The sequence below is a fragment of the Sphingomonas sp. CFBP 13706 genome (assembly GCF_014842355.1).
In the GTDB taxonomy this organism is placed as follows: domain Bacteria; phylum Pseudomonadota; class Alphaproteobacteria; order Sphingomonadales; family Sphingomonadaceae; genus Sphingomonas; species Sphingomonas aerolata.
Genome location: NZ_JACYVM010000003.1, coordinates 358,792 through 385,261, shown reverse-complemented (window position 1 = coordinate 385,261; position 26,470 = coordinate 358,792). Strand labels below are relative to the sequence as shown.

Here is a 26,470-nt window from a genome sequence, read left to right as displayed (position 1 = left end):
CGCCTACCCACACCGCGCCACAAAGTCAAGATTTTGCCGGTTGGGTGTCCGGCGCTACCCCGTGTCGGCCCGCCGCAAGGTTGCATCGGCCCGATGCTATGTCCACTACCCGGGCCATGACCATGCCCGCCCCCGAGCTCGATCGCACCACGACCCCGCAGGCGGCGGAGTCGGTCTTCACCGTCGATGGCAACCGGCTGACCCTGCTCGAGGCGGGCCCCGAACGCCTGACGGCACTGATCGGGCTGATCGACGGCGCGCGGCAGTCGCTGCGCATCCTCTATTATATCTATGCCGACGACGATGCCGGCCAGCGCGTGAACGCGGCGATGATCGCGGCCGCGAAACGCGGCGTGACCGTCGCGCTGATCGTCGACGGCTTCGGCAGCGACGATGCGGCGAGCGCCGATTTCTTCGACCCGCTCGAAGCGGCGGGAATCGCGGTGTGCCGGTTCTCCGCGCGATTCGGGCGGCGATATCTGCTGCGCAACCACCAGAAGCTCGCGCTGGCGGACGGCGAACGGGACGACGCACGGATCATAGTTGGCGGCTTCAACGTCGAGGATGACTATTTCGGCACGATTGCCGACAATGCCTGGCGCGATCTCGGCCTGCTGATCGAAGGCCCGGCCGCGGGGCGGCTGACGGGCTATTTCGATGCGTTGAGCAGCTGGATCCACCAGCCCAAGGGCAAGCTGCGCAAACTGAACCATGCGCTGCGCCGCTATAGCGAGACGCAGGGGCCGACACGCTGGCTGATCGGCGGACCAACGCGGCGGCTTTCACCCTGGGCGCGGGCGGTCCGCGACGACATGCGCCGGGCGACGCGGATCGACATCATCGCCGGCTATTTCACGCCAAGCCCGACAATGTTGCGCAGGCTCGATCGTGCCGGGCGTCGCACCGACCGCGTGCGCATCGTCACCGCCGCGAAATCGGACAACAACGCGACGATCGCCGCCGCGCGGTTCACCTATGCCGGACTGTTGCGCAAGGGCGTTCACGTCTTCGAATATCAGCCGACCAAGCTGCACACCAAGCTGTATGTCATCGACGACGCGGTCCATATCGGCTCCGCCAATTTCGACATGCGCAGCCTGTTCATCAACATGGAGCTGATGATCCGGATCGAGGATCCCGACTTCGCTGCGCATGTCCGCCGCTATGTCGACGCCGAAATCGCCGCCTCGACCGAGATCACGCCGGCGCTCTACAAGGCAAAGACCGGTTGGCTGCAGCGCGTAAAGCAGTTCGGCGCCTATTTCGTGGTCGCGGTCGTCGACCCCAATGTCTCGCGCGGATTGAACTTCGGGATCGAGGACTAGGACGCCGCTGAACGGCGGCGCCCGTTACTGCGCCGCCGTGCCGCCGACCGTCAGCCCGTCGACCAGCAGCGTCGGCTGCCCGACACCCGCCGGCACCGACTGCCCGCCCTTGCCGCACATGCCGATACCCTCGTCGAGCGCGAAGTCGTTGCCGATCCCGCGCACCTTGGTCAGCGAGCTGGGGCCGTCGCCGATCAGCGTCGCGCCCTTGATCGGCGCGCCGAGCTTGCCGTCCTCGACCAGATACGCCTCGGTGCAGCTGAACACGAACTTGCCCGACACGATGTCGACCTGCCCGCCGCCGAACGCCTTGGCGAAGATGCCCTTCTTGACGCGGCTCAGCAGCTCGGCGGGATCGTCGTTGCCCGCCTTCATGAAGGTGTTGGTCATCCGCGGCATCGGCGCGTGCGCATAGCTTTCGCGGCGGCCATTGCCGGTCGCCTCGACCCCCATCAGCCGCGCGTTGAGCCTGTCCTGCATATAGCCCTTGAGGATGCCGTCCTCGATCAGCACGGTCTCACGCGTCGGCGTGCCCTCGTCGTCGATCGTCAGCGAGCCGCGGCGATCCTGGAGCGATCCGTCGTCGACCACGGTCACGCCCTCGGCCGCAACGCGCTCGCCGATGCGGCCCGAAAATGCCGATGTGCCCTTGCGGTTGAAATCGCCCTCGAGCCCGTGGCCGATTGCCTCGTGCAGCAGGATGCCGGGCCAGCCATTGCCGAGCAGCACGGTCATCTCGCCTGCCGGCGCCGCGATGGATTCCAGATTGACCAACGCCTGCGACAGCGCCTCGTCGATCGCCCGGTTGTACGTCTCGGGCTGGAAGAGGTCGGTGTAGAGATAGCGGCCGCCGATGCCGTAGCTGCCCGTCTCGCGACGACCATTCTGCTCGGCGACGATCGACACGTTGAGCCGCACCAATGGCCGCACGTCGGTCGCGACGAAGCCGTCGGCGCGGACGATCTCGACGACCGACCATGTTCCCGACAGGCTGACCGACACCTGCGCCACACGCGGATCGCGTGCGCGCGCGGCGGCGTCGATCGTCTGGCAAAGGTTCACCTTGTCCGCGAACGGCACGAGGTCGAGCGGGTCGGCGGCGGTGTAGCGGTGGCGGTTGGTGCCCTGGGGGGGGCCGGCCTTGGCGGCGACGCCCGGCTCGATCAGCGCCATCGTCTCGGCGGCGCGGCGGATCGCAGCTGGGGTCATCTCGTTCGAATGCGCGAACGCGGTCATCTCGCCCGACACCGCGCGCAGGCCGAAGCCCGAGCTGGTGTCGTAGGAGGCGGTCTTCAGCCGGCCGTCGTCGAAGCCAAACGCCTCCGCCTTGCGGTACTGGAGATAGAGTTCGCCGTCATCGGCCTTGGCGAGCGCCTTGGCGGTCAGCGCCTGCGCCTGCTCGGGGTCGAGCGTGTCGCGGTAGAGGAACGAGCGGGGGTCTGCGGCTATCGTCATCCGATAGATATAAGCGGCTTAGCGCCCTGCGCCATCCCCATGGTCGCGCAATGTCGACTGGTCCGCGCCATCGGCGGCCCCGCCGACCAGGATAAAGCGCCGGTCGCAATAGCCGCAATCGACATAGCCGGTCTCGTCGATCTGCAGCCACACGCGCGGATGGCCGAGCGCTGCACCGCCGGGAATGTCGGTGGCGCCATCGCAGGCGACGCGGGCGTGGGTGACGCGGGTGGTTTCGAGCGGCGGATGCATGCTGGCGCGATAGCAAGCGCGGGCGGGGCGGGCAATTGGTTCTTCGGTGGTGATAGGAAGGAAGTATTTGTTCACGCGGAGGCGCGGAGGTGTTGCGCTTGTCGCGAAGCGACCTTCACATCAGGAATGGCGGAACAGGGCGTGGGTCTCCCGACCGACAGGCTGGATACGACATCTCCGCGCCTCCGCGCCTCCGCGCGAACAAATCTTCTTTGCCACGCCCGAGGGGATGACCCGCCCTCCCCGCCCCGCTATGCCGCAACCATGACCGAAGCCGCGATCGCCATCACCAATCTCTGCAAGACCTACGCCCCCGTTGGCACGGCGGAACCCAAGCGCGCGCTCAACGGGGTGACGTTCGACGTCCCGCGCGGCCAGATCTTCGGGCTGCTCGGCCCGAACGGCGCGGGCAAGTCGACGCTGATCAACATCCTGGCGGGGCTCGTCAACAAGACCGATGGCAGCGCCGCGATCTGGGGCTTCGACATTGACGCCCACCCGCGCAACGCCAAGGCGTCGATCGGCATCGTCAACCAGGAGATCCTGTTCGATCCCTTCTTCTCGCCGTTCGAGACGCTCGAGATCCAGGCCGGGCTGTACGGCGTGCCCAAGGCGAAGCGCCGGACGATGGAGCTGCTCCGCGCGGTGCATCTGGAGGACAAGGCGCACGCCTATGCGCGCACGCTGTCGGGCGGCATGAAGCGGCGTCTGATGGTGGCCAAGGCGATGGTCCATTCGCCCCCCGTGCTCGTGCTCGACGAGCCGACCGCGGGCGTCGACATCGAACTGCGCCAGCAGCTCTGGACCTATGTCCGCAGCCTCAATGCAGCGGGCGTCACGGTGATCCTGACGACGCATTATCTCGAGGAAGCCGAAGAGCTCTGCGACCGGATCGCGATCATCAACAACGGCCGCCTGATCGCCAACGAGCCGACCCGCGAACTCGTCGGCAAGGCGCAGGAAAAAATCGTCGCGGTCACCGTCGACCGCGATGTCGGCATGGTCCCGGCGAACGCCTGCTTCCAGAAGATCGCGCTCAAGGGCACGCGCACGCTCGAAATCACCTATGCCAAGGACCGCGTGAACGCCGGCGAGGTTCTCGCCGCAGTCCAGTCGGGCGGCTTCGGGATCGTCGACGTCTCGACCAAGGAACCCGATCTCGAGGACGTGTTCCTCAGCCTTACCCGCGCCGCCAACGCCTGAGCGCGCACGGCCCCGGGCGCAGCGCCGGGGCCGGTTCGGCTCACGCCATCGGGCAGGCCACCGTCGTGCCCTGGCCACGGTTGCTCAGCGTGGCGCGGTAGAAGAAGGAGTCGCTGCCATAGGTCTGGTTGGGGCCGAATACGAGATCGACCTTGTCGCCGATTTCGAGGCCGAACTTGACCCCGTTGACCGTGGCGGTGTCGACGACGATTCCCGAGGCGACCGTCACGCCGTTGCGGGTGATGCGGTAATCGACGCCGTCGCCCGTATTTGCCTTGCTGAAACAGGCGGACAATTCGACCTGAATCGCGCGCGGCGCGGTATAGCGGATCACCGCGCGGATCGGGTTCGCGCCATCGCCTGCCGGTGCGGCGGTGGTATTGTTGATGCGCAGCGGCTTGGACCAGCGATCGCCGAAATGGCTCGCGAAATCGGTGTCGAACACGCCGAGCCGGGTATCGACATTCGCCTTGTCGCGACGCCAGTAGCTCCAGGATCCGCTGCCATATTGCAGCATCGTGTCGGCAACGACCTGCGACGCAGTGATCGTGTAGCCGGTGGCGCCGCTGACGATCAGCGGCTCGGACCCGATCTTGACCGGACCAGCGGGCAACGCCACCCCGTACATGTCGCGAACAACACCGCCGGTGAAGCTGATCGTGCCGCGCAGCCCCCATACGACCCAGCGATCGGCACCGATCCGGTAGAGGTTGAACGGCTGGTCCCCGGTATCGACCCGCACCGGCTGACCGTATGGCAACAGCGAATCGATGACGTTGCGATAGGCCCTGCCCTGCGGCTTGATCAGCGATCCGGTAAATCATTCTATAGACTTCATCGGCAAACATAAGGCCTAACATATTGTAAGACTCTAATAGATGAGTCCCGCTCCCTTCGTATTAGTTTTGACGGGCCGCACCATTAAGCGCCTGCTGAAACTTCATATTTTCTGAGAATGGTCGAGGGACGGGCAGGCGCGGCGGTCCGCCGGGGCCCTGACACGGTCGACGACATCCGGCGCGCGCGCTTGGCGTGACGCGGCCTCAGGGACGATGCGGGCGGCCCGTCGGACGGTGCCGCGTGTCAACGTTAGCGGTAGTTGCGCGGCCCGGCTGTGCTGCCACGCACCACGAGCTTATGCGCGAGCGTCGTCTGCCGCCGCGGGCATTCGACGCCGCGCAGTATGTCGACGAGCAGCTCGACGGTGCGCCGGCCGATCATCCCCTTGGGTTGCGCGATGGTGGTCAGCGCGGGCTGGAAATAGCGTGCGAGCGGAAGATCGTCGAACCCCATGACCGACACGTCGCGCGGACAGCACAGTCCCGCCTCGCCGATCGCGCTCAGCGCGCCCAGCGCCATCTCGTCGCTGAAGCAGAAGATTGCCGTCACCCCGGCGGCGAGCAGCGCGTGCGTGGCCACGAACGCCGACCCCGCGGAATAATCGCCGATCTCGACGTGCAGCGCGTCGCGCAGGCCGTGCCGTTCGGCCGCACGCAGCGCACCCGCCAGACGATCGCGGCTGATCGGACTGATCTCGGGGCCGGTGACCACGCCGATCGCCCGGTGGCCGAGATCGGCGAGATGCGCGATCGCCTCCGCGCTCGCCGCCGCATTGTCGATATGGACGCTGGGGACGCCGAGATCCGCGCTATATTCACAGCCATTGACGATCGGTGCGGCACCCCCCTCCCGCGCGAGCAGCGACGCCAGGCTGTCGGGCAGGCGGTGGCCGAGGAAGATCAGCCCGTCGACCTCGCGACGCGACAACATGTCGGCATATTGATCCTCGACCGCGGAATCATGCCGCGTGTCGCCGACGACGACCGAATAGCCCGCGTCGCGCGCCGCCTCCTCCGCGCCGCGGATGACGCTGGCGAAGAACGGGTTCGAGATGTCGGGGACCGTCAGCAGGATCTTGGCGGCGCGCAGCGTGCGCAGGCTGCGCGCAGCGACATTGGGGGCGTAGCCCGACGACCGGACGATCGCGAGCACGCGCAGCCGGGTCTTCTCGGACACCTGGTCCGGTCGGCTGAGCACGCGCGACACCGTTGCGGTGGAGACGCCAGCCATCGCGGCCACTTCGATGATCGTCGGCATCGCCGGGTCATGGATCCGGCCGCTGCCGCTGTCGACCGATAACCGATGTAATCCTTTACATCGATGCGGCGCCGACCTAGCCTTATGTCAGACAAGCAGCAAAACTGCGGTTGAGAGGTGGCGAATGGCGGTAGCGGACGATCTGGGAACGGCCCCCTTGCGCGGTGTCGACACCGCGACGGGCGGCATGCTCACCGCGCGCCTCAGTGCGCTGATGTTCATGCAGTTTTTCGTCTGGGGTGCGTGGAACGTCACGCTCGGGCTGGCAATGCAGACCGTCGGGATCGGCAACCTGATCGGCAATGCCTTTTCGGTCGGTCCGATCGCCTCGATCGTCGGTTCGTTCCTGCTGGGCATGGCGGCGGCGCGCTATGTCAGCCCGAAGATGCTGATGGTCATCCTCCATCTCGTCGGCGGCGCGATCCTGTTCGTGCTGCCGTCATTCGTGACGCCCGAACGCGGCGCCAGCTTCGTCTGGCTGCTGCTCGGCTACATGATCCTTTACATGCCGACCGTGGGCCTCGCGAACACGATCGCGCTCAAGAGCTTTGGCGATCGGACCGACAATTTCCCGTTCGTGCGCGCGTTCGGAACGCTCGGCTGGATCACCGCGGGGCTGATCATCGGCTGGGCGGGCCTGTCCGCCAGCCCGCAGATCTTCCGGGTCGCGGCGATCGTCTCGATCGCGCTTGGGCTCTACAGCTTCACGCTGCCCAATGTCGCCTCCGACGCGCCGCGTGACGAAAGCGTGCTGCGCCAGGTCCTGTGTGTCGAGGCCTTCGGTCTGCTCCGGCAGCGGTCGTTCCTGATCTTCATGACCTGCGCGACGCTGATCTCGATCCCGCTCGCCATGTATTATGCCTATGCCTCACCCTATGTCGGCGCGACCGGCATCACCAATGTCGGCGGCACGCTCGCGATCGGGCAGATGTCCGAACTGGTCTTCATGTTCTCGATGCCGTGGCTCTACCGCCGGTTCGGCGTGAAGCCGCTGCTGCTGGTCGGGATGATCGCCTGGGCGGCGCGCTACGCGCTGTTCGCGATCGGCGACGGCGGATCGAGTCTCTGGGCGGTCTATCTCGGCGTCGCGCTGCACGGCGTCTGCTATGACTTCTTCTTCGTCGCGGGCGCGATCTACACCGGCACGATCGCGACGCCCAAGGGGGTGAACGCACAGGCGCAGGGGATGCTGACGCTGTTCACCTATGGCGTCGGCATGCTGCTCGGGTCGCAGATCGGCGCGATGCTCTATGCGCAGCTGCCCGCCGCGCCGACCATCGCCGACTGGCAGCATATGTGGTGGTATCCCGCGATTGCCGCCGCCGTGATCGCGCTGCTGTTCCAGATCCTGTTTCGCGACGATACCCGACGGGAGATTGCAGCATGACCGGACTGCGCGGACCAGCCATCTTTCTTGCCCAGTTTCTCGGTTCCGAGCCGCCGTTCGACACGCTCGACGGACTCGCGCAATGGGCTGCGGGCCTTGGCTATGTCGGGGTGCAGATCCCCTGCACGTCGCAGTTGATCGACCTGTCGCTGGCTGCCGAGAGCAAGACCTATTGCGACGATCTTAGCGGCCGGCTCGCCGCGCACGGCATCGCGATCACCGAGCTGTCGACGCATCTCCAGGGCCAGCTCGTCGCGGTCCACCCGGCCTATGACGCGCTGTTCGACGGGTTCGCCCCGCCCGAGCTGCACGGCAAGCCCGCCGAGCGCCAGCAATGGGCGGTCGAACAGGTCAAGCTGGCTGCGCGTGCGAGCGCCAATCTCGGCCTGTCCGCGCATGCGACCTTCTCGGGCGCGCTCGCTTGGCCCTATGTCTATCCCTGGCCGCAACGCCCGGCGGGGCTGATCGAGGAGGCGTTCGCCGAGCTCGCGCGGCGCTGGACCCCGATCCTCGACGTGTTTGCGGATGCCGGCGTCGACTGCGCGTTCGAGGTGCATCCGGGCGAGGACGTCCATGACGGCGCGTCCTGGGAACGCTTCCTTGCCGCGGTCGACAACCATCCGCGCGCGCGCCTCCTGTTCGACCCGTCGCATTTCGTGCTGCAACAGCTCGACTATCTCGACTTCATCGACCGTTATCACGACCGGATATCGTGCTTTCACGTCAAGGATGCCGAGTTCAACCCGACCGGCCGATCGGGCGTCTATGGCGGGTATGAAAGCTGGGTCGACCGCGCCGGGCGGTTCCGTTCGCTCGGCGACGGACAGGTCGATTTCTCGGCGATCTTCAGCAAGATGGCGCAATATGGCTTTGCCGGCTGGGCGGTGCTCGAATGGGAATGCGCGCTCAAGCGGTCCGAGGACGGCGCGCGCGAGGGTGCACCGTTCATCCGTGATCACATCATCCGCCTGACCGAGCGCCCGTTCGACGATTTCGCCGCCAGCGGGATCGATCGCGCATCGATCCGCGCGATCCTGGGACTGGCCGAGGACCGCGCATGACCCGGCTGCGGCTCGCGATGGTCGGCGGCGGCGAGGGCGCGTTCATCGGCGCGGTCCACCGGATGGCCGCCGCGCTCGACGGCGACTGGGACCTCGTCGCAGGCGCGTTCAGCACCGATGCCGGCCGCAACACGCGTACCGGCACACAGCTCGGGCTCGCCCCGGCACGTGTCTACGCGTCGTTCGAGGCGATGATCGCCGGCGAACGCGCGCTGCCCGCGGACATCCGCGCGCAGGCGGTCGCGGTCGTCACGCCCAACCATCTCCACGCGCCGATGGCGATTGCCGCGCTAGACGCGGGCTTCGACGTGCTGTGCGAAAAGCCGATGGCGATGAGCGTCGCCGAATCAGAGGCGATCGCCGCCGCCGCCAAGGCGAGCGGCCGGCATTTCGCGCTCGCCTTCACCTATAGCGGCTATCCGATGATCGAGGAGGCGCGCGCGCGCGTCGCACGCGGCGATCTCGGCGCGATCCGCCTCGTCCAGGTCGAATATCTGCAGGGCTGGCTCAGTTTGCCGATCGATGGCGACGGCAACCGCCAGGCCGAATGGCGGACCGACCCGGCCCGTGCCGGGCTGGGCGGCTGTCTCGGCGATATCGGCACGCACGCCTTCCACCTCGCCGAACATGTCTGCGCGCTGCGGGTCGAGGCGGTCTCGGCGGATCTGACGACGCATGTGCCGGGCCGCCGGCTCGACGACGATGTCAGCGCGATGCTGCGGTTCGAGGGCGGCGCGCGCGGCATGCTGAAGGCGAGCCAGGTCGCCGCCGGCGAGGAAAATGCGCTCACGCTGCGAGTCTATGGCGAGCGAGGCGGGCTCGAATGGGCGCAAATGGAGCCGAACACGCTCGTCATGCGCTGGCTCGACCGCCCTGCCGAGATCGTCCGCACCGGCGGCCCCGCGCTGCAGCCCGGCGTCGCCACGCTGACGCGAACCCCGTCGGGCCACCCCGAAGGCTATATCGAGGCGTTCGCCAATCTGTACCGCGCCTTTGCGGCAACCGTCCGCGGCGAGGGCGGACGCTGGTTCCCCGGCGTCGTCGACGGGCTTCGCACGATGCGGTTTATCGAGGCGGTGATCGCCAACGCGGCATCGGACCGCAAATGGTCGCCGCTCTATCCTGGAGAGACGGAATGAAATTCTTCATCGGGCTTGGCGCAGCCGGTATCGGCGCGGCGGCCCTCATCGCCGTCTGCGCGCCGACCAGCGCCCAGACGACACCCGCCGCAGCGCCCCCGGCCTTTGCCGCCTGCCGGGCCTGCCATACGGTCGACAAGGGCGGCCGCAACGGTATCGGCCCCAATCTTCACGGCGTGGTCGGCCGTGCCGCCGCCGCGTCGCCGGGGTTCAATTATTCGCCTGCGCTGAAGGCGTCGAAGCTGCGCTGGGACGACGCGACGCTGAGCGAATATCTGGCGGCCCCGTCGAAGAAGGTCCCCGGATCGCGCATGCCGATCGCGACCCCGGATCCCGCAAAGCGCGCCGCGATCATCGCCTATCTGAAGGCGGCGGGCTCGAAATGAGACGGATCCGGCGATGACGCTCTCCCGCCGCACGCTGATCGCGGCCGGCGCCGCGGCGTCGCTGCTCCCCGCGGGTATCGCCGCGCAGCGCCGCGGCACGACCGCCGCCCGCTTCTCGCTCGGCTATGCGCCGCATGAGGGCAGCTTTGCGAGCCGCGGCGGACTGATCGAGCAGATCGCCTTCGCCGCCGACCAGGGCTTCACCGCCTGGGAAGACAATGAGGCCGCGGCCCGCCCCCTCGCCGACCAGGAGCGGATGGCCAAGGCGCTGGCGCAGCGGGGCATGACGATGGGCGTCTTCGTCGCGAGCATGCCAAAATGGGCGAAGTCGCGCCCCTTGCTGGGCGCCAATGACGACGCGGATCGCGAAGGGTTCCTTGCCGATATCCGCGCGTCGATCGCTGTCGCCAAGCGGCTGAACGCGACCCGGATGACCGTGGTCACCGGCTTCATGGACCCGAAACTGCCGGTCGAGATCCAGACGGCCCGCGTGATCGACGTCATGCGCCGCGCCGGCGATATCGTCGCGCCGCACGGCATCGCGATGGTGATGGAGCCGCTCAACACGCGCACCAACCATCCCGGCGTCTATATGCAGACGATCGCGCAGGGCTATGCGGTCGCCCGCGGCACGAACAGCCCTGCGGTCAAGATCCTGGCCGACCTCTACCACGAGCAGATCCAGTCGGGGAATCTGATCCCCACGCTGGACTCCTGCTGGAGCGAGATCGGCTATCTTCAGTTCGGCGATAATCCCGGCCGCAACGAGCCGATGACGGGCGAGATCAACTATGCCGCGATCGTCCGCTGGCTGCGCGGCCGGCGCTATGCGGGGGTAATCGGCATGGAACACGGCAATTCGGTGGCGGGACGCGCAGGCGAGGATCGCCTGATCGCCGCCTATCGCGCGATCGACGCGGCATGAGGGGGAAGAGCATGAGGGACTATGTGATGGCGGGGGTCGTTGCGGCGATGGCGCTGACGACAACGGGGTCCGTTGCCGCGCAGGACAAGCCGGGCTTCAAGGACACGCCGATGCTGCCCGGCGGCCAATGGCGTGTCCACGACGCCGACCGCCCTGCGCCCGTCGCCGTCGCGCCCGCCGCCGCCCCCGGCGGTCCGCCCGCCGACGCGATCGTGCTGTTCGACGGCCGTTCACTCGATGCGTGGAAGCCCGATCGCATCGCCTGGCCGATCGAGAACGGTGTGCTGATAATCCCGTCGCGCGCAAAAAGCGGCGGCGAGAACAATCTCGTCTCGAAACAGAGCTTCGGCGACGTGCAGATGCATCTCGAATTCCGCTCGCCCAATCCGCCGACCAAGAGTTCGCAGGACCGCGGCAATAGCGGCATCTGGTTCATGCAGCGCTACGAGTTGCAGATCCTCGACGGCTATCGGAACCCGACCTATGCCGATGGCACGGTGGGCGGGGTCTATGGCTGGAAGCCGCCGCTGGTGAACCCGGCGCGCAAGCCGGGCGAATGGCAGACCTACGACATCGTGTTCGAGCGACCGCGCTTTGCCGCCGACGGCAGTCTGGTTCGGCCGGCTTACGTGACCGCTTTGCTCAACGGCGTGCTCGTCCAGAATCATCAGGCGATGCTCGGCACGACCAACTGGCGCCATGTCGCACGCTATACCGCGCATCCCGATGCGGCACCGATCCAGCTGCAGGACCATGATTCCCCCGTGGCGTTCCGCAACATCTGGATCCGCCCGCTGACCGATGCGGCAATCGCGCAGGACCTTGGAAAGGACGGTAAATGATCGATCGCAGAACCGCGCTGGCCGGTGTCGCCAGCATGTTCGGCGCAGCGCTCTATGCCCCGATCGCGCGCGCGGCCGGGCTCGCGCAGCAGCCGGCGGGCGGTATCCCGCCGATCAGCGAAGGGCCACCGAGCGCGCCGGTCTTCACGCCTGCACAACGTGCACTGATGACCGCGCTCAGCGAGCGGGTCCTGCCGACCACCGATACCCCCGGCGCGATCGCGGCGGACGTCCCGGCCTTTATCGAAAAGCTGCTGGCCGACTGGGCCCGGCCCGAGGACCGCGTGCCGATCATCGCCGGGCTCGACGCGATCGAGGCGCGCTGTCTGCAGGATTACAAGGTCGCCGGCGCCCGGGCGACCGCGGCACAGCACGACGCGCTGCTCACCCTGGCCATGAACGACGGCCTGCCGTCGGGCGGCGCGTTCTTCACCGCGTTCCGGCAGCTCGTCATTACCGGTTACTACACGTCCGAAATCGGCATCACGCAGGAACGCGAATATCTGCCGGTCCCCGGCGAATATAACGGTGCCTTCCCCTATTCCCAGGTCAACAAGGTGTATTCCTCATGATCCTCAGCCGTAGAACCCTGCTTACGGGCACCGGTGCGGTGGCGGCGCTCGCGCTGGGCGACCGCTCGATCTCCCCCGCGTCCGCCGCACAGCTCAAGGCGATCGGCCTGCAGCTCTATACCGTGCGCGAACTGTTCGCGAAGGACCCGGTCGCCACGCTCGAGGCGGTCGCGCGGATCGGCTACCGCGAGGTCGAATTCGGCGGTGGCGGGTACGAGACGATGGATCACGCGCTGCTGCGCAAGACCATGGACCGGCTCGGCCTGACCGCACCCTCGGTGCATATCGGCTATGACGCGCTGCTTCAGCGGTTCGAACCGTCGGTGGCGATGGCAAGGACGCTCGGCGCGAAGACCGTCGTGCTGCCGTACATGACCGACGAGCATCGCAACGAACAGGGCTGGAACGCCGCGCTGCCCAATTTCAACCGCTTCGCGACACAGCTGAAGTCGGCGGGGTTCGGCTTTGCCTATCACAACCATGATTTCGAATTTACGGTCCGGCCGGGCGGGGTCAGCCTGTACGACCGGCTGCTCAAGGAAACCGATCCCGCGCTCGTCAAGCTCGAGCTCGATATCTATTGGGCGGCGCATGCGGGCGAGGATCCCGCGGCGCTGATCGACCGGCTGTCCACCCGCCTCTACGCCTATCACGTCAAGGACATGCGGCCCGATCGCAGCATGACCGCGGTCGGCCAGGGCACGCTCGACTTTGCCGCGCTGTTCAAGCGCAAGTCGGGCGCCGGCGTGCAGCATTTCTACGTCGAGAACGACCAGGCGCCTGCGCCCTATCTGCCCGACATCACCACCAGCTTCCGGACGCTGCGCGCACTGCGCTTCTGATCGAGACAGGAGACCAAGACCATGGCCGCAACCAATAGGTTCGACGCGATCGTCATAGGATCGGGCGTGAGCGGCGGGTTCGCTGCGAAGGAACTCACCGAAAAGGGCCTGCGCGTCCTGATGCTCGACCGCGGCGTGATGGTCGAGCACGGCGAAGGCTATGCCTATGACGGCAAGCCCGCCTACGAGGTGCCCGCGCGCAACATCATGCCCCCGGCGCTCGTCAAAAGCGATTATTTCATCGCCAAGCACGGCTATGTCGCACCCAGCAACCGCGCCTTCTACAATGACGACCGGCTGAACCCTTATGCCTATGACGAGGGCAGCAAATTCTACTGGATCCGGCCCGCGGCGGTCGGCGGCAAGTCGCTGATCTGGGGGCGCTGGTGCTTCCGGTGGAGCGAAGAGGATTTCGAGGCGAACAAGCGCGACGGAATCGATGGCGACTGGCCGATCCGCTATGGCGACGTCGCGCCCTGGTACAGCTATGTCGAGAAATATATCGGCGTGTCCGGTTCGCGCGAGAATCTGCCCTATCTGCCGGACAGCGAATTCCAGCCACCCATCCCGATGAACGTCGCGGAAAAGTGGCTGAAGCAGAATCTGGAAAGCCGCTTCCCCGGTCGCAAGCTGATCAACACGCGCCTGTCCAACATGACCGAGGACAAGCCCGAGCAGAACCGGACCAAATGCCAGTTCCGCAACCAGTGCAGCAATGGCTGCTCGTTCGGCGCCTATTTCTCGACCCAGGCGGTGACGCTGCCCGCGGCGCGCGCGACCGGCCGGCTCACGCTGCAGTCGGACGCGGTCGTCACCAGCCTCGATTATGATCCCAAGGCCAAGCGCGTGACCGGTGTCCGCTACATCGATACCAAGACCGGCCAGGCGCAGTCAGTCCAGGCCGACCTCGTCTTCCTCTGCGCCTCGGCGATGGCATCGACGCAGATCCTGCTCAATTCGCGTCCGGCGGGCAGCGATCGCAGCCATTTCGACACGAGCGGCACGCTCGGCCGCTATGTGATGGACCATATCTTCCGCGTCGGGGTCGACGGCGAGATCGGCGGGATGCAGGAGTTCATCGAATATGGCCGCCGCCCGGGGGGCGTCTATATCCCGCGCTTCCGCAACATTGGCGGCGACGACGGCGTCGGCTTCAAACGCGGCTATGGCTATCAGGGCGGCGCCTATCGCACGCCCGCGGCACCCGTCGGGTTCGGCGCTTCGATGAAGCACGGGATGCGCAACTATGCGCCGTGGCACTTCAGCATGGGCGCGTTCGGCGAATGCCTGCCCTATGCCGACAATCATGTGTCGCTGCATGCGTCGAAGGTCGACCGGTTCGGGGTGCCGCTGCTCCGGTTCGACGTGCGCTTCCACGACAATGAACTCAAGATGATGGCCGATGCCCGGGCGCAGGGTGAGGCGATGCTCCGCGGTGCCGGGCTGACCAACGTCAAGAGTTCGGAACAGGAGCACGTCCCCGGCGACGCGATCCACGAGATGGGCGGCGCGCGCATGGGGCGCGATCCGCGCACCTCGGTGCTGGACGCGTGGAGCCGCGCGCACGAGGCCACCAACCTCTACGTCACCGATGGCGCGCAGATGGCTTCGGCCTCCTGCGTCAATCCGTCGCTCACCTTCATGGCGCTGACTGCGCGCGCCGCCGATCACGCGGTGAAGCAGCGCACCCGCGCCTGATCGACTCCTGCCCCTGATCTATGATATCGCTATCATTGATCAGGGGCAGGCGACGGATCAGTCGACGGAGACCTTGGGCCTGCGCCGCGGTGCCGAGTCGGACTGGCGCCGGATCAGCGTGAAATCGAACGTCTTGTGCCGGTCCTGCGGATCGATCGCCTGCGACCGGCGGATGGTCGAGGCGAGCATTTCGACCGCCGACCGCGCCATGTCTGCGATCGGCTGGTGGATCGTCGTCAATTCGGGCCAGATCGCGGTCGACAGCGTCGTGTCGTCGAACCCGCACACCGTCAGGTCGCCCGGCACGTCGAGCCCGCGCCGATGCGCGACCGCGACCGTCGCAGCCGCCATGTCGTCGTTCGACGAGAAGATCGCCGATGGCTGCTCCGCGAGTCCCAGCAGCGTCTCGGCGGCATCGAGCCCCGATCGGTAGGTGAACAGCCCGTGCGCGATCAGCGACTCGTCGCGTGCGATCCCGGCCTCGTCCAGCGCCGCCGCATAGCCTTCGAGTCGCCGCGCGCTCGACGACAAATTGGGGTTGCCGGTGATGAAGCCGATCCGGCGATGGCCCAGCGCGATGATGTGCCGCGTCATCGTCAGCGCCGCCTCGCGGTCGTCGATGCGGATCGCGAGCATGTCGGGCACGGGCAGCCCGCTCGCCAGCGACACGGTCGGAACCTGTGCCGCCGCCAGCAGGTCGAGCACCGCATCCGCCTCGCACAGCGGCGGCGGCAGGATGATGCCGTCGATCCCGCCCTCGATCAGGTGACGCGTCACCGCGATCTCGTGCTCGCCCAGGTCGCATTTCTCGATGATGATCTGCACGTCGCTACGCGCGGCCTGGTCGAGGCTGCCGAGCAGGAACTCGCTGAGAAAGCCCGCGCTCGGGTTGCTGTACAGCAGGCCGATGCGGACCTGCCCCGCCCCGGCCAGGCTGCGCGCGGCCGGATTGGGCGCATAATTCAGCGTCGCGATCGCGTGAGTCACCGCGTCGCGCGTCGCGGCGCGCACATTGCTCGTGCCGTTGATCACGCGCGACACGGTCATCGGCGAGACCCCGGCGAGTCGCGCGACGTCGCTGATGGTCGGCGCGCCGCCGGTGCGCCGCGACGTCTTGACGCGGCCGATCGAGGAAGTGTTCATGTACCAACCGTTAGCGCACCCCCTTGACGCGGCAAAGCCCCACGCGATCCGATCCCGAGTCGGTCATCGTCGTCGGGCTTCGATGGACGACTCGCCCCGTTGCGAGACGCCTGCCATTCTTTTCATGGGGTATTTTTCGTGCGCGACGATGCGGAACCCCCTTGCTCCGGCGCACGAGAGGGATATGATAGCGCTATCTCCCGCCCCGGCGGAGGACAGGTCTCGTAGAAGACCAGCTCTTAGGAAGGATCATTAAGGTCATGCGCCTCCGTTTCCCCATGCCCGCCCGCCATGCGCGCGCGGTCCCGTTGCTGGCCGCCTCCGCTCTGGTCATCCCCGTGCTGGCGGGTCTCGCACCCACATTGTTCACGGGCGGGACCGCGACGGCACAGTCCGCCGCCAAGCCGCAGGGCGAACCGCGCAGCCCCGAGGGCAAGCGCTATCTGTCGCAGCCGCTGGTCACCAGCATCTACACCGCTGACCCGTCCGCGCATGTCTTCAATGGCAAGATCTATGTCTATCCGAGCCACGACATCGACGTGACGACCGCCGACGACGATCTGGGCAACCAATATGCGATGCGCGATTACCGCGTGCTGTCGATGGACCGGATCGGCGGGCCGGTGAAGGTGAACCCCGTCGCGCTCGACGTGAAGGACGTGCCCTGGGCGTCGCAGCAGATGTGGGCGCCCGACGCCGCCTATAAGAACGGCACCTATTATCTGTATTTCCCGGTGCGCGACAAACAGCTCGACAAGAACGGGCTCGGCACCTTCCGCATCGGCGTCGCAACCTCGAAGAGCCCGGTCGGCCCGTTCAAGGCGGACCCCAAGCCGATCGCGGGCAGCTTCTCGATGGATCCCGCGGTGTTCACCGACGCGAACGGCGCCAGCTACATGTATTTCGGCGGCATCTGGGGCGGCCAGCTGCAGCGCTGGAAGGACGGCAAGTTCGATCCCAACGGCTCCGACACCGATCTCGGCCAGGACGACCAGCCCGCGCTGTCGGGCAAGATCGCGCGGTTGAACCCCGACATGAAGAGCTTTGCCGAGACGCCGCGCGACGTTCAGATCCTCGACGAGGCCGGCAAGCCCGTGCTCGGCGGCGATCATGAGCGGCGCTTCTTCGAGGCCTCCTGGGTCTTCAAGCGCGGCGGCAAATATTACTACACCTACTCGACCGGCGACACGCACTTCCTGAACTATGCGACCGGCGACAACCCGTACGGGCCGTTCACCTACAAGGGGCATATCCTGAAGCCGGTGCAGGGCTGGACGAGCCACCATTCGATCATCGAGTGGAACAAGAAATGGTGGCTGTTCTATGCGGACACGCAACTGAGCAACAAGAACCACCTGCGCAACGTCAAGGTGACTGAGCTGAAGTTCGCCGCCGACGGCTCGATCCCCACCATCGATCCGTTCGTCAACTGATGTTCCTGGGAATCGACATCGGCACTTCCGGCGTAAAAGCCGTGGTGCTCGACGAGGCCGGCAGCGTGGTCGGCCAGGGCGTCGCCGCGCTGAGCGTCCAGCGGCCGCATCCGCTCTGGTCCGAACAGGAACCCGATGCGTGGTGGCACGCGACCACCGCAGCGGTCCAGGCGATCGACCCGGCCGTCCGCCGTTCGGTCCGCGGCGTCGGGCTTGCCGGGCAGATGCACGGCGCGACCCTGCTCGACGCCGACGACCGCCCTTTACGCCCCGCGATCCTCTGGAACGACGGCCGTAGCTTCGCCGAGTGCGAAGCGATGGAGCGTGCGGTGCCCGACCTGCGTAAAATCGCGGGCAACATCGCGATGCCGGGTTTCACCGCGCCCAAGCTGCTCTGGGTGCGCGAGCATGAGCCCGAGATCTTCGCGAAGATCGCGACCGTGCTGTTGCCCAAGGACTATGTCCGCCTGCTGATGACCGGCGACAAGGCGTCCGACCTGTCGGACAGCGCAGGGACCCTGTGGCTCGACGTCGCCGCGCGGAGCTGGAGCGACGCGCTGCTGGCCGCGTGCGGGCTGACGCAGGCGCAGATGCCACGGCTTTACGAAGGCTCCGAGATCACCGGCACGCTGACCGCCGAGGTCGCCGAACTCTGGGGCATGCCGCCGGTCCCCGTCGCGGCGGGGGGCGGCGACAATGCCGCGGGTGCGGTCGGCGTCGGCGTGGTCGCGGACGGCGATGCACTGCTCTCGCTCGGCACCTCAGGCGTGATCTTCGTCGCGACCAAGGACTTCCGTCCCAACGCCGATAGCGCAGTCCATGCCTTCTGCCACGCGCTGCCGGGCATGTGGCACCAGATGTCGGTCCATCTGTCGGCTGCGTCGTGCATCGACTGGGTCGCGAGGATCACCGGCGCGACCGGCCCGGCCGACTTGTTCGCACGCGCCGAAGCCGCCGGTCCTGCCAGCGGCCCCGAGATCTTCCTCCCCTATCTGTCGGGCGAGCGTACGCCGCACAATGATGCCGAGGTCCGCGGCGCGTTCCTCCGGCTCGACAACGACACCGATGCCGGCCGGCTGTCGCAGGCGGTGCTCGAGGGCGTCGCCTTCGCGCTCGCCGACGGGCTCGACGTGCTGCGCGCGGCGGGGACGACGGTCGAACGCCTCGCGGTCATCGGCGGCGGCGCGCGCTCGCGCTACTGGGGCGCAGTGCTCGCCGCGGCGATGGAGGTCGAACTCGTCTATCTCCAGGGCGGCGAGGTCGGCCCCGCGCTTGGTGCCGCACGGCTCGCGCAGCTCGGTGTCGATGGCGGCGATCCCGCGACCGTCTGCGTCGCACCGCCCGTGTCGCACCGCATTGCCCCCGACCCCGCACTCGTCGCCGCGCTCGCCGAGAAAAAGGCGGCGTTCCGCCAGGCCTATCCCCGTATCACCCCCAAGTCATAGGAATCCCCGATGTCCGACTTCTTCGCCGATATCCCCCAGATCAAATATGAGGGCCCCGACAGCAGCAACGAGCTCGCCTATCGCTATTACGACAAGAGCAAGGTCGTGCTCGGCAAGACGATGGAGGAGCATCTGCGCTTCGCCGCGTGCTTCTGGCACACCTTCTGCTGGCCGGGGTCGGACGTGTTCGGCGGGGGTACGTTCAACCGCCCCTGGCATGCCGGCGCCAACGATTCGGCCGCCGCGGCGCACAAGCGCGAGGTCGCGTTCGACTTCTTCAAGAAGCTCGACGTGCCCTATTACTGCTTCCACGACGTCGACGTCATGGCGGATGCCGCCAACGTGACCGAGCATCGCCGCTTCTTCGCCGAAGCGGTCGACCATCTCGAACAGCTCCAGGCCGCGTCGGGCCGCAAGCTGCTCTGGGGCACCGCCAACGCGTTCAGCCATCCGCGCTATGCCGCGGGCGCGTCGACCAACCCCGATCCCGAAGTCTATGCCTTTGCCGCGCTGCAGGTCCGCGACGCGCTCGAGGCGACGCATCGCCTCGGCGGCCAGAACTACGTGCTGTGGGGCGGTCGCGAAGGCTATGAGACGCTGCTCAACACCGACATGAAGCGCGAACTCGACAATTTCGGCCGCTTCCTCAGCCTCGTCGTCGAGCACAAGCACAAGATCGGCTTCACCGGCACGATCCTGATCGAACCCAAGCCGCACGAGCCGACCAAGCATCAGTACGACTTCGACACCGCGACGGTGTACGGCTTCCTCAAGCGCTACGGGCTCGAGAATGAGGTGCGCGTCAACATCGAGGCGAACCACGCCACTCTGTCGGGGCATACCTTCGAACACGAGATCGCGACCGCCAACGCGCTCGGCATCTTCGGTTCGATCGACGCCAATCGCGGCGATCCGCAGAATGGCTGGGATACCGACCAGTTCCCCAATTCGGTCGAGGAACTGACGCTGGCGATGGTCGAGATCCTGCGCGGCGGCGGCTTCACCACCGGCGGCTTCAACTTCGACGCCAAGGTCCGGCGCCAGAGCATGGACGCGGCCGACCTGTTCTACGGCCATGTCGGCGGCATCGACGTCGTCGCGAAGGGGCTGCTCGCCGCTGCCGCGATCATCGAGGATGGTCGGGTCGATGCGATCAAGGCCAAGCGCTATGCCGGCTGGGACGGTGATTTCGGCAGCACGATCGGCGGGCTCGATCTGGCCGGCATCGCCGATCTTGCGGTCGAGCGCGACATCGATCCGAAGCCGGTTTCGGGCCAGCAGGAACGCCTCGAAAATCTGATCAACCGCTTCCTCTGATCGACCCGCGACGCCGGGGCCACGTCCTGACGGACGGGTCCCGGCCTTGCCGCCGCTCTCCGGCCAGCCGCTGCAATCAAGCCGCTGGGAACAGGCGATAAACCCGTCAATCCGGGTCCGATTGCCACATGAACGATTTGTCACGATCGCGGCGGGGCCCTTTGCCCCTGCTGCTGTGTTGTCGCGCCTGACACCAGTTGTCCGCAAGTCATGTCAGGGGCCGGATCGATGCGTAACACAATCATTAGGGCAACAACACTTCCCGATCACGTCGCCTAGTCTGAAAAGACCATGACGAGGACCAGGGTGATGGCCGGCTATGCTGGTCGTTGTGGCGATTATAACTGCCGTATCGCGCCGGATCGGTGCCGCGTCGGAAGATGCGACGGACGCTGCGCGTGACACCCGGGATTGGCCTGACCTGGGCGATCTGCGCGGCGGCGACGGCCGGGGTGATCGCGCGCCCGTTCCGCCTGCCCGAGGCGGTCTGGGCGGTCGCCGGCGCGGTCGCGCTGCTCGCGCTGGGTCTGTTGCCGGTCGCCGCCGGGCTGGCCGCGATCGGCAAGGGCATGGACGTCTATCTCTTCCTGATCGGCATGATGCTGCTCAGCGAGACCGCGCGCCAGCAGGGCCTGTTCGACTGGATCGCCGCAACCGCCGCGCGCGGCGCGCGGGGGTCGCCCGTCCGCCTGTTCGCGCTCGTCTACGTCACCGGGATCGTCACCACGACCTTCCTGTCGAACGACGCCACCGCGGTGGTGCTCACGCCCGCCGTCTATGCCGCCGCGCGCAAGGCGAAGGCGGATCCGCTGCCGCTGCTGTTCGCCTGCGCGCTCATCGCCAACGCGGCAAGCTTCGTGCTGCCCATCTCCAATCCGGCGAACCTCGTGCTCTATGGCGGCACGATGCCTCCGCTCGGCCAGTGGTTCGCGTCGTTCGCGCTGCCATCGGTCGCGGCGATCGTCGTGACCTATGGCGCGCTCCGCTGGACCGAGCGGGCGCGGCTCGTCGGGCAGTGCGAGACGGAGATCGCGCGCACGCCGCTGACCATCGGCGGCAAGGCGGCACTGGCGGGGATCGTCGTCACCGCGGTCGTACTGCTGCTGGCCTCGGCGTTCGACGTGCAACTGGGGTTGCCGACCTGCATCGCCGGGGTCGCGACGACGCTCGCCATCTGCCTGCTGGTCCGCATGTCACCCCACCTGGTCGTGCGCGACGTGTCGTGGAGTGTGCTGCCGCTCGTCGCTGGGCTGTTCGTGCTGGTCGAGGCGCTCGATCACAGCGGCGTCATCGGCCAGATCGCGGCGTGGCTGCGAGCCGAGTCCGCCGATCCGGCGCGCGCGGCGATGACCGCGGGGACCCTGCTCGCCTTCGGGTCGAACCTGGTCAACAATCTTCCCGCCGGGCTGATCGCGAGCACCGCGGTCGCGCAGGCGCAGCCGCCGCGCGTCGTCGTCGATGCGCTGCTGATCGGCGTCGATCTCGGCCCCAACCTGTCGATCACCGGGTCGCTCGCGACGATCCTCTGGCTCCAGGCAATCCGCCGCGAAGGCCTTGATGTCGCGTTCCTGCGCTTCCTGAAGGTCGGCGCGGTGACGATGATTCCCGCGCTCGCTGCCGCGCTCGGCACGCGCCTGCTGATCGGCTGACCGTCGACGCTCCCCTCTGCCAGCCCCCTCTTTTCCAGGACCAAGGACCGACCATGGCGACCCTCTCCGCTTCCCTACCCTCCCGCCACCCCCCCGGCGGCAAAGCCCCGCACCGCCATGCGCCGGCGGGACGCACGCTCGACGCACTGAACTTCTTCCTTGCCGATGTGCGCGACGGGCTCGGGCCCTATCTCGCCATCTATCTGGTCGCGGTCCGCGGTCCCGCGCATGGCTGGAACGAGGCGACGGTCGGGCTGGTCCTGACGATCGCCGGGATCGTCGGCCTGATCGCGCAGACGCCCGCCGGCAGCCTGATCGACAAGAGCCGCAACAAGCCGCGGATCGTCATGGTGGCAGCGTTGCTGGTGACGTTGGCCAGCGTATCGCTGCCGTTCGTCACGGGCTTCACCGTGGTGACTATCACCCAGTCGGTCGCCGCCGTCGCGGGCGCGATCTTCGCCCCCGCAATCTCGGCGATCACGCTCGGTCTGGTCGGGCCGAAGATGTTCGCCAAGCGGGTCGGCCGTAACGAGGCGTTCAACCATGCCGGCAACGCGGTGTCCGCCGGGCTCGCGGGCGTGCTCGCCTGGACGTTCGGACCGGTCGTGGTCTTCTGGCTGATGGGCGCGCTGACCGTTGCAAGCATCTTCACCGCGACGCGGCTCCACAACGATGATATCGACAACGCCGTCGCGCGTGGCCTCGACTGCGAGCCCGATGCCGACTGCGACGAGCCGAGCGGCTGGAAGACGCTGATCGAGAACCGCCCGCTGATGACCTTTGCGGTGATCGCGTTCCTCTTCCATCTGGCGAATGCCGCGATGCTGACCTCGGTCAGCCAGCTGCTCGCGCGCACCGTCGGCAAGGATCAGGCGACGTCGCTGACCGCCGCGTGCATCGTCGCAGCACAGCTCGTGATGGTGCCCGTCGCGATCTTCGTTGGTCGCCATGCCGAACGGCTCGGCACCAAGCCGCTGTTCCTCGTCGCCTTCGGATTCCTCGCCGCGCGCGGCGCGCTCTACACGCTGTCCGACGACCCCTATTGGCTGGTCGGCGTGCAGGCACTGGACGGCGTCGGCGCGGGCATTTTCGGTGCCCTGTTCCCCGTCGTGATCGCCGACCTGACCGAGGGCAGCGGCCGGTTCAACGTCAGTCAGGGCGCGGTCGCGACGACGCAAGGGCTCGGCGCAGCGCTGTCGGCGACGCTGGCGGGATCGATCATCGTCTGGGCAGGCTATAGCGCGAACTTCCTCACGCTTGCGGCGATCGCGGGGGCCGGGTTCCTGCTTTACATGATTGCGATGCCGGAGACGAAGAAGGGCGGCCAAGCGTAAGTCCGGGCGATCGATCCGAACACACCCCTGTCCTGTGGTCTCACTTTCGTGCAACAGCAGGACCCCGCATCACCCTGTCCCCTGCCCCGGATCCCGAGCCGCATGACCAGCGACATTCTCATCATCGGTTCCGGCGCGGCCGGGCTGACCGCCGCGCTCACCCTCGCCGACCGTTTCACCGTCACCGTGCTCGCCAAGGGGGCGCTGAACGAAGGGTCGACCGCTTGGGCACAGGGCGGGATCGCCGCGGTACTCGAACCCGGCGACACGTTCGAGAATCATGTCGAGGACACGATGGTCGCCGGCGCCGGGCTGAACGACCGCGGGATCGTCGAGATGGTGGTCGAGGGCGCCCCTGCCGCGATCGAACGGCTCACCCTCCTCGGCGTGCCGTTCGAGACCGAGGGGAACGCGCTGCACCTGACGCGCGAGGGCGGCCACAGCCATCGGCGGATCGTCCATGTCGCCGACGCGACCGGCTGGGCGGTGCAGGAGGCGCTGCAGAGAGCCGCCGAAGCGCACCCCAACATCACGCTGGTCCCCGACCAGGTCGCGATCGACCTTGCCACCGGGCGGCACGAGATGCGCTATTCGGGCGCAGGCCGGGTCTGGGGCGTCTATGCGGTCGACCGCGGCACCGGTCGCGTCGCGCTCTACACGGCGCGCGCGACGATCCTCGCGACCGGGGGTGCGGGCCGCACCTATCTGTTCTCGACCGCGCCACGCGGCGCGACGGGCGACGGCATCGCGATGGCCTGGCGCGCGGGCGCGCGCGTGTCGAACATGGAGATGATGCAGTTCCACCCGACCTGCCTCTACAATCTGGAGGTCAAGAATTTCCTGATCACCGAGGCGGTGCGCGGCGAAGGCGGGCGGCTGATCAACCCGACCACCGGCAAGCGTTTCATGACCTATTATGATCCCGTCCGGATGGAGCTGGCGCCGCGCGATATCGTCGCGCGCGCGATCGATGCCGAGATCAAGCGCTACGGGCTCGATTACGTTCATCTCGACATCAGCCACATGCCCCCCGACTTCATCCGGCATCATTTTCCGAACATCCACGAAAAGCTGCTGACGGTCGGGATCGACATGACGACGCAGCCGATCCCCGTCGTCCCCGCCCAGCATTACACCTGTGGCGGGATCGTCGTCGACGAGCATGGCAAAACCGACCTTCCCGGGCTCTACGCGGCGGGGGAGTGCACCGAATCGGGGTTGCACGGCGCGAACCGGCTGGCGTCCAACTCGCTGCTCGAATGCTTCGTGTTCGGCGAGGCCGCGGCGGACAGCATCGCCGCCGATTGGGACAGCCTGCCCCCGCCGCCGCCGATCCGCCCCTGGGACGAAAGCCGCGTCACCGATTCGGACGAGGAGGTGGTGATCAAGCAGACCTGGACCGAGATCCGCCGCTTCATGTGGAATTATGTCGGCATCGTCCGCACCACCAAAAGGCTCGAGCGCGCGCAGCACCGGATCGCGATGCTGAACGAGGAGGTCGCCGAATATTACCAGCATTTCCGCGTCACGCCCGACCTGATCGAGCTGCGCAACCTGCTCCAGACCGCCGAACTGATCGTCCGCTCGGCGCTGCACCGTCACGAAAGCCGTGGCCTGCACTACACGCTCGATTATCCGCAGATGCTGCCGGAGGCGGTCGATACGGTCCTGACGCCCTGACGTTCCGCATCCCGGCGCATCGGACGTGCAGTTCGTCGCAGCCGGGCACGCGGGGCGTATCGCGGCGATCCGGACCGTATCAGGATCGTAGCGCTATCGCAGGATATCCGACACCCATGGCAATTGGCAGGTTCGCGCGTCTTTTCGTGACCGGCGGCATCGCGCTCGCGCTGTCCGGCTGTGGCTCGACGTCACGCCCCGGGGCGACCGGCGCCGCGCCGCAGGCCGATGGAACCGCCAGCGTATCGATCCCGGTCCCATTGCCCACCGCACGCGCCACCCGTGCCGCGCCCGCTCCGCTGGTCACCGCGATCGACGCCTTGCACCATGATTTTGCGGGCAAGGCGGGGATCGCGATCCGCGCGGTGGACGAGGGCTGGACGGTCGAGGCCGGCGGGCGCCAGCGCCTGCCGCAGCAATCGGTCAGCAAGCTCTGGGTCGCGATCACGCTGCTCGACCTGCGCGACCAGGGCAAGGCGAAGCTCGAGGATCCGGTCGTCGTCCGCGCGGAGGATCTGACGCTGTTCCATCAGCCGATCGCGATGCTCGTCACCGGCGATGGCTATCACACCACCGTCGGGGAATTGCTCAGGCGTGCGCTGACGCATAGCGACAATACCGCGAACGACCGGCTGCTGAGCTATGTCGGCGGCCCGCGCGCGGTGCGCGGCATGATCCTGCGCAAACAGCTGGGCGAGATCCGCTTCGGTCCGGGCGAGCGGCTGTTGCAGAGCGGGACGGCGGGGCTCGTCTGGCAACCCGCCTATGCGCTCGGCAACGCGTTTGCGGTCGCCCGCGCACGGCTCGATCCGCAGATCCGCGCCGCCGCACTCGACGCCTATGTCGCCAATCCGCCCGATGGCGCCGCGCCGATCGCGATCGCGGACGCGCTCGCCCGGCTCGCGCGGGGCGAATTGCTCAGCGCCAGCTCGACCCAGGTGCTGCTCGATACGATGGGCGCGTCGGTTACCGGCCGCGCGCGGTTGCGCGCCGCGCTGCCCGCGGGGTGGCGGATCGCGCACAAGACCGGCACCGGCCAGGATCTCGGTCCCCGCAACGCCGGCTTCAACGATGTCGGACTTCTCACCGCACCCGACGGCAAGCGCTATGCGATCGCGGTGATGATCGGCGACACGCTGCGGCCGATCCGCGAACGCCAGATGCTGATCCAGGCGGTCGCCGCGGCGGTTGCCGCGCATGCCGGTGGCGCCCGCCCGTCGGTCTGAGATTTTCCTCACACCTGATACCCAACAACCACGCTTCGCCCATTGGTCCGCGCGCGCGC

At 67.3% G+C, this 26,470-nt stretch carries 23 protein-coding genes; 18 read left to right on the top strand and 5 right to left on the bottom strand.

Annotation, left to right across the window (positions count from 1 at the left end; all coding sequences use genetic code 11):
- Window positions 1-116: 116 nt before the first annotated feature.
- Window positions 117-1,325 carry a phospholipase D-like domain-containing protein gene (locus IFS44_RS08445; RefSeq protein ID WP_244650060.1) on the top strand — a complete coding sequence of 403 codons (1,209 nt, stop codon included), beginning with the start codon at window positions 117-119 and terminating at the stop codon, window positions 1,323-1,325.
- Window positions 1,326-1,349: 24 nt separating this feature from the next.
- Here IFS44_RS08445 and tldD read toward each other — a convergent pair whose 3' ends face one another.
- On the bottom strand, window positions 1,350-2,780 hold the full coding sequence (gene tldD, locus IFS44_RS08440; RefSeq protein ID WP_056406534.1) for a metalloprotease TldD: 1,431 nt from the start codon (window positions 2,778-2,780) through the stop codon (window positions 1,350-1,352).
- A gap of 18 nt (window positions 2,781-2,798) precedes the next feature.
- Window positions 2,799-3,032: a zinc-finger domain-containing protein gene (locus tag IFS44_RS08435; RefSeq protein ID WP_031393477.1), complete on the bottom strand. Its 234-nt coding sequence runs from the start codon at window positions 3,030-3,032 to the stop codon at window positions 2,799-2,801.
- A gap of 264 nt (window positions 3,033-3,296) precedes the next feature.
- Here IFS44_RS08435 and IFS44_RS08430 point away from each other — a divergent pair, with 264 nt between their 5' ends.
- The gene (locus tag IFS44_RS08430; RefSeq protein WP_192098138.1) at window positions 3,297-4,235 is read left to right on the top strand and encodes an ABC transporter ATP-binding protein; all 939 of its coding nucleotides are present in this window, start codon (window positions 3,297-3,299) and stop codon (window positions 4,233-4,235) included.
- Between the two features lie 40 nt (window positions 4,236-4,275).
- Here IFS44_RS08430 and IFS44_RS08425 read toward each other — a convergent pair whose 3' ends face one another.
- Window positions 4,276-4,977, bottom strand: coding sequence for a hypothetical protein (locus tag IFS44_RS08425; RefSeq protein WP_206757823.1), 702 nt, complete (start codon window positions 4,975-4,977; stop codon window positions 4,276-4,278).
- A 347-nt stretch (window positions 4,978-5,324) separates the two neighbouring features.
- A complete protein-coding gene (locus IFS44_RS08420; protein ID WP_031394008.1) occupies window positions 5,325-6,332 on the bottom strand; it encodes a LacI family DNA-binding transcriptional regulator in 1,008 nt (335 codons plus the stop codon).
- A 124-nt stretch (window positions 6,333-6,456) separates the two neighbouring features.
- Between IFS44_RS08420 and IFS44_RS08415 the strand changes: the two genes are divergently transcribed.
- The 9 genes from IFS44_RS08415 to IFS44_RS08375 are packed head-to-tail and all read left to right on the top strand — an operon-like array spanning window position 6,457 to window position 15,184.
- Window positions 6,457-7,719 (top strand): MFS transporter, encoded by a 1,263-nt coding sequence (locus IFS44_RS08415; protein ID WP_244650058.1) that lies wholly within the window; start codon window positions 6,457-6,459, stop codon window positions 7,717-7,719.
- On the top strand, window positions 7,716-8,780 hold the full coding sequence (locus IFS44_RS08410; protein ID WP_192098136.1) for a sugar phosphate isomerase/epimerase family protein: 1,065 nt from the start codon (window positions 7,716-7,718) through the stop codon (window positions 8,778-8,780). Before IFS44_RS08415 ends, IFS44_RS08410 begins: the two co-directional genes overlap by 4 nt.
- Window positions 8,777-9,919 carry a Gfo/Idh/MocA family protein gene (locus IFS44_RS08405; RefSeq protein WP_183935941.1) on the top strand — a complete coding sequence of 381 codons (1,143 nt, stop codon included), beginning with the start codon at window positions 8,777-8,779 and terminating at the stop codon, window positions 9,917-9,919. Before IFS44_RS08410 ends, IFS44_RS08405 begins: the two co-directional genes overlap by 4 nt.
- Window positions 9,916-10,305, top strand: a complete 390-nt coding sequence (locus tag IFS44_RS08400; protein ID WP_183935942.1) for a c-type cytochrome — start codon at window positions 9,916-9,918, stop codon at window positions 10,303-10,305. The genes IFS44_RS08405 and IFS44_RS08400 overlap by 4 nt, the downstream gene beginning before the upstream one ends.
- A 13-nt stretch (window positions 10,306-10,318) precedes the next feature.
- The gene (locus IFS44_RS08395; protein ID WP_192098135.1) at window positions 10,319-11,230 is read left to right on the top strand and encodes a hydroxypyruvate isomerase family protein; all 912 of its coding nucleotides are present in this window, start codon (window positions 10,319-10,321) and stop codon (window positions 11,228-11,230) included.
- Window positions 11,227-12,072, top strand: a complete 846-nt coding sequence (locus IFS44_RS08390; RefSeq protein ID WP_244650056.1) for a 3-keto-disaccharide hydrolase — start codon at window positions 11,227-11,229, stop codon at window positions 12,070-12,072. Before IFS44_RS08395 ends, IFS44_RS08390 begins: the two co-directional genes overlap by 4 nt.
- Entirely contained in the window at window positions 12,069-12,644 is a 576-nt protein-coding gene (locus tag IFS44_RS08385; RefSeq protein ID WP_192098133.1) for a gluconate 2-dehydrogenase subunit 3 family protein, read from the top strand. Before IFS44_RS08390 ends, IFS44_RS08385 begins: the two co-directional genes overlap by 4 nt.
- Window positions 12,641-13,486 carry a sugar phosphate isomerase/epimerase family protein gene (locus IFS44_RS08380; RefSeq protein WP_192098132.1) on the top strand — a complete coding sequence of 282 codons (846 nt, stop codon included), beginning with the start codon at window positions 12,641-12,643 and terminating at the stop codon, window positions 13,484-13,486. Before IFS44_RS08385 ends, IFS44_RS08380 begins: the two co-directional genes overlap by 4 nt.
- Window positions 13,487-13,507: 21 nt before the next feature.
- Window positions 13,508-15,184: a GMC family oxidoreductase gene (locus tag IFS44_RS08375; protein ID WP_031440861.1), complete on the top strand. Its 1,677-nt coding sequence runs from the start codon at window positions 13,508-13,510 to the stop codon at window positions 15,182-15,184.
- Window positions 15,185-15,241: 57 nt separating this feature from the next.
- Here the strand turns inward: IFS44_RS08375 and IFS44_RS08370 are convergent, their stop codons facing one another.
- Window positions 15,242-16,327, bottom strand: coding sequence for a LacI family DNA-binding transcriptional regulator (locus IFS44_RS08370; protein ID WP_082451164.1), 1,086 nt, complete (start codon window positions 16,325-16,327; stop codon window positions 15,242-15,244).
- Between the two features lie 260 nt (window positions 16,328-16,587).
- On the opposite strand from IFS44_RS08370, the gene IFS44_RS08365 reads away from it, so the two are divergent.
- The 7 genes from IFS44_RS08365 to IFS44_RS08335 all read left to right on the top strand — a co-directional run bounded on the left by IFS44_RS08365 (window position 16,588) and on the right by IFS44_RS08335 (window position 26,411).
- Complete coding sequence (locus tag IFS44_RS08365; RefSeq protein ID WP_244650054.1) at window positions 16,588-17,760, top strand: glycoside hydrolase family 43 protein; 1,173 nt, start codon at window positions 16,588-16,590, stop codon at window positions 17,758-17,760.
- Window positions 17,760-19,205 (top strand): xylulokinase, encoded by a 1,446-nt coding sequence (gene xylB / locus IFS44_RS08360; RefSeq protein WP_192098131.1) that lies wholly within the window; start codon window positions 17,760-17,762, stop codon window positions 19,203-19,205. Before IFS44_RS08365 ends, xylB begins: the two co-directional genes overlap by 1 nt.
- 9 nt (window positions 19,206-19,214) lie before the next feature.
- Entirely contained in the window at window positions 19,215-20,522 is a 1,308-nt protein-coding gene (xylA, locus tag IFS44_RS08355; RefSeq protein WP_056406591.1) for a xylose isomerase, read from the top strand.
- 398 nt (window positions 20,523-20,920) lie between these two features.
- Window positions 20,921-22,171: an arsenic transporter gene (locus IFS44_RS08350; RefSeq protein WP_342366379.1), complete on the top strand. Its 1,251-nt coding sequence runs from the start codon at window positions 20,921-20,923 to the stop codon at window positions 22,169-22,171.
- A 53-nt stretch (window positions 22,172-22,224) separates the two neighbouring features.
- Entirely contained in the window at window positions 22,225-23,505 is a 1,281-nt protein-coding gene (locus IFS44_RS08345) for an MFS transporter (protein ID WP_192098129.1), read from the top strand.
- Window positions 23,506-23,607: 102 nt separating this feature from the next.
- Window positions 23,608-25,185, top strand: coding sequence for an L-aspartate oxidase (nadB, locus tag IFS44_RS08340; protein WP_192098128.1), 1,578 nt, complete (start codon window positions 23,608-23,610; stop codon window positions 25,183-25,185).
- A gap of 116 nt (window positions 25,186-25,301) precedes the next feature.
- Window positions 25,302-26,411: a serine hydrolase gene (locus IFS44_RS08335; protein WP_192098127.1), complete on the top strand. Its 1,110-nt coding sequence runs from the start codon at window positions 25,302-25,304 to the stop codon at window positions 26,409-26,411.
- The last annotated feature ends 59 nt before the right edge of the window (window positions 26,412-26,470 follow it).

Bases quoted from the DNA above. Each gene is read 5' to 3' on its own strand.
- IFS44_RS08445 (WP_244650060.1), top strand. From the start codon at position 117: ATGACCATGCCCGCCCCCGAGCTCGATCGCACCACGACCCCGCAGGCG.
- tldD (WP_056406534.1), bottom strand. From the start codon at position 2,780: ATGACGATAGCCGCAGACCCCCGCTCGTTCCTCTACCGCGACACGCTC.
- IFS44_RS08435 (WP_031393477.1), bottom strand. From the start codon at position 3,032: ATGCATCCGCCGCTCGAAACCACCCGCGTCACCCACGCCCGCGTCGCC.
- IFS44_RS08430 (WP_192098138.1), top strand. From the start codon at position 3,297: ATGACCGAAGCCGCGATCGCCATCACCAATCTCTGCAAGACCTACGCC.
- IFS44_RS08420 (WP_031394008.1), bottom strand. From the start codon at position 6,332: ATGCCGACGATCATCGAAGTGGCCGCGATGGCTGGCGTCTCCACCGCA.
- IFS44_RS08415 (WP_244650058.1), top strand. From the start codon at position 6,457: ATGGCGGTAGCGGACGATCTGGGAACGGCCCCCTTGCGCGGTGTCGAC.
- IFS44_RS08410 (WP_192098136.1), top strand. From the start codon at position 7,716: ATGACCGGACTGCGCGGACCAGCCATCTTTCTTGCCCAGTTTCTCGGT.
- IFS44_RS08405 (WP_183935941.1), top strand. From the start codon at position 8,777: ATGACCCGGCTGCGGCTCGCGATGGTCGGCGGCGGCGAGGGCGCGTTC.
- IFS44_RS08400 (WP_183935942.1), top strand. From the start codon at position 9,916: ATGAAATTCTTCATCGGGCTTGGCGCAGCCGGTATCGGCGCGGCGGCC.
- IFS44_RS08395 (WP_192098135.1), top strand. From the start codon at position 10,319: ATGACGCTCTCCCGCCGCACGCTGATCGCGGCCGGCGCCGCGGCGTCG.
- IFS44_RS08390 (WP_244650056.1), top strand. From the start codon at position 11,227: ATGAGGGGGAAGAGCATGAGGGACTATGTGATGGCGGGGGTCGTTGCG.
- IFS44_RS08385 (WP_192098133.1), top strand. From the start codon at position 12,069: ATGATCGATCGCAGAACCGCGCTGGCCGGTGTCGCCAGCATGTTCGGC.
- IFS44_RS08380 (WP_192098132.1), top strand. From the start codon at position 12,641: ATGATCCTCAGCCGTAGAACCCTGCTTACGGGCACCGGTGCGGTGGCG.
- IFS44_RS08375 (WP_031440861.1), top strand. From the start codon at position 13,508: ATGGCCGCAACCAATAGGTTCGACGCGATCGTCATAGGATCGGGCGTG.
- IFS44_RS08370 (WP_082451164.1), bottom strand. From the start codon at position 16,327: ATGAACACTTCCTCGATCGGCCGCGTCAAGACGTCGCGGCGCACCGGC.
- IFS44_RS08365 (WP_244650054.1), top strand. From the start codon at position 16,588: ATGCGCCTCCGTTTCCCCATGCCCGCCCGCCATGCGCGCGCGGTCCCG.
- xylB (WP_192098131.1), top strand. From the start codon at position 17,760: ATGTTCCTGGGAATCGACATCGGCACTTCCGGCGTAAAAGCCGTGGTG.
- xylA (WP_056406591.1), top strand. From the start codon at position 19,215: ATGTCCGACTTCTTCGCCGATATCCCCCAGATCAAATATGAGGGCCCC.
- IFS44_RS08345 (WP_192098129.1), top strand. From the start codon at position 22,225: ATGGCGACCCTCTCCGCTTCCCTACCCTCCCGCCACCCCCCCGGCGGC.
- nadB (WP_192098128.1), top strand. From the start codon at position 23,608: ATGACCAGCGACATTCTCATCATCGGTTCCGGCGCGGCCGGGCTGACC.
- IFS44_RS08335 (WP_192098127.1), top strand. From the start codon at position 25,302: ATGGCAATTGGCAGGTTCGCGCGTCTTTTCGTGACCGGCGGCATCGCG.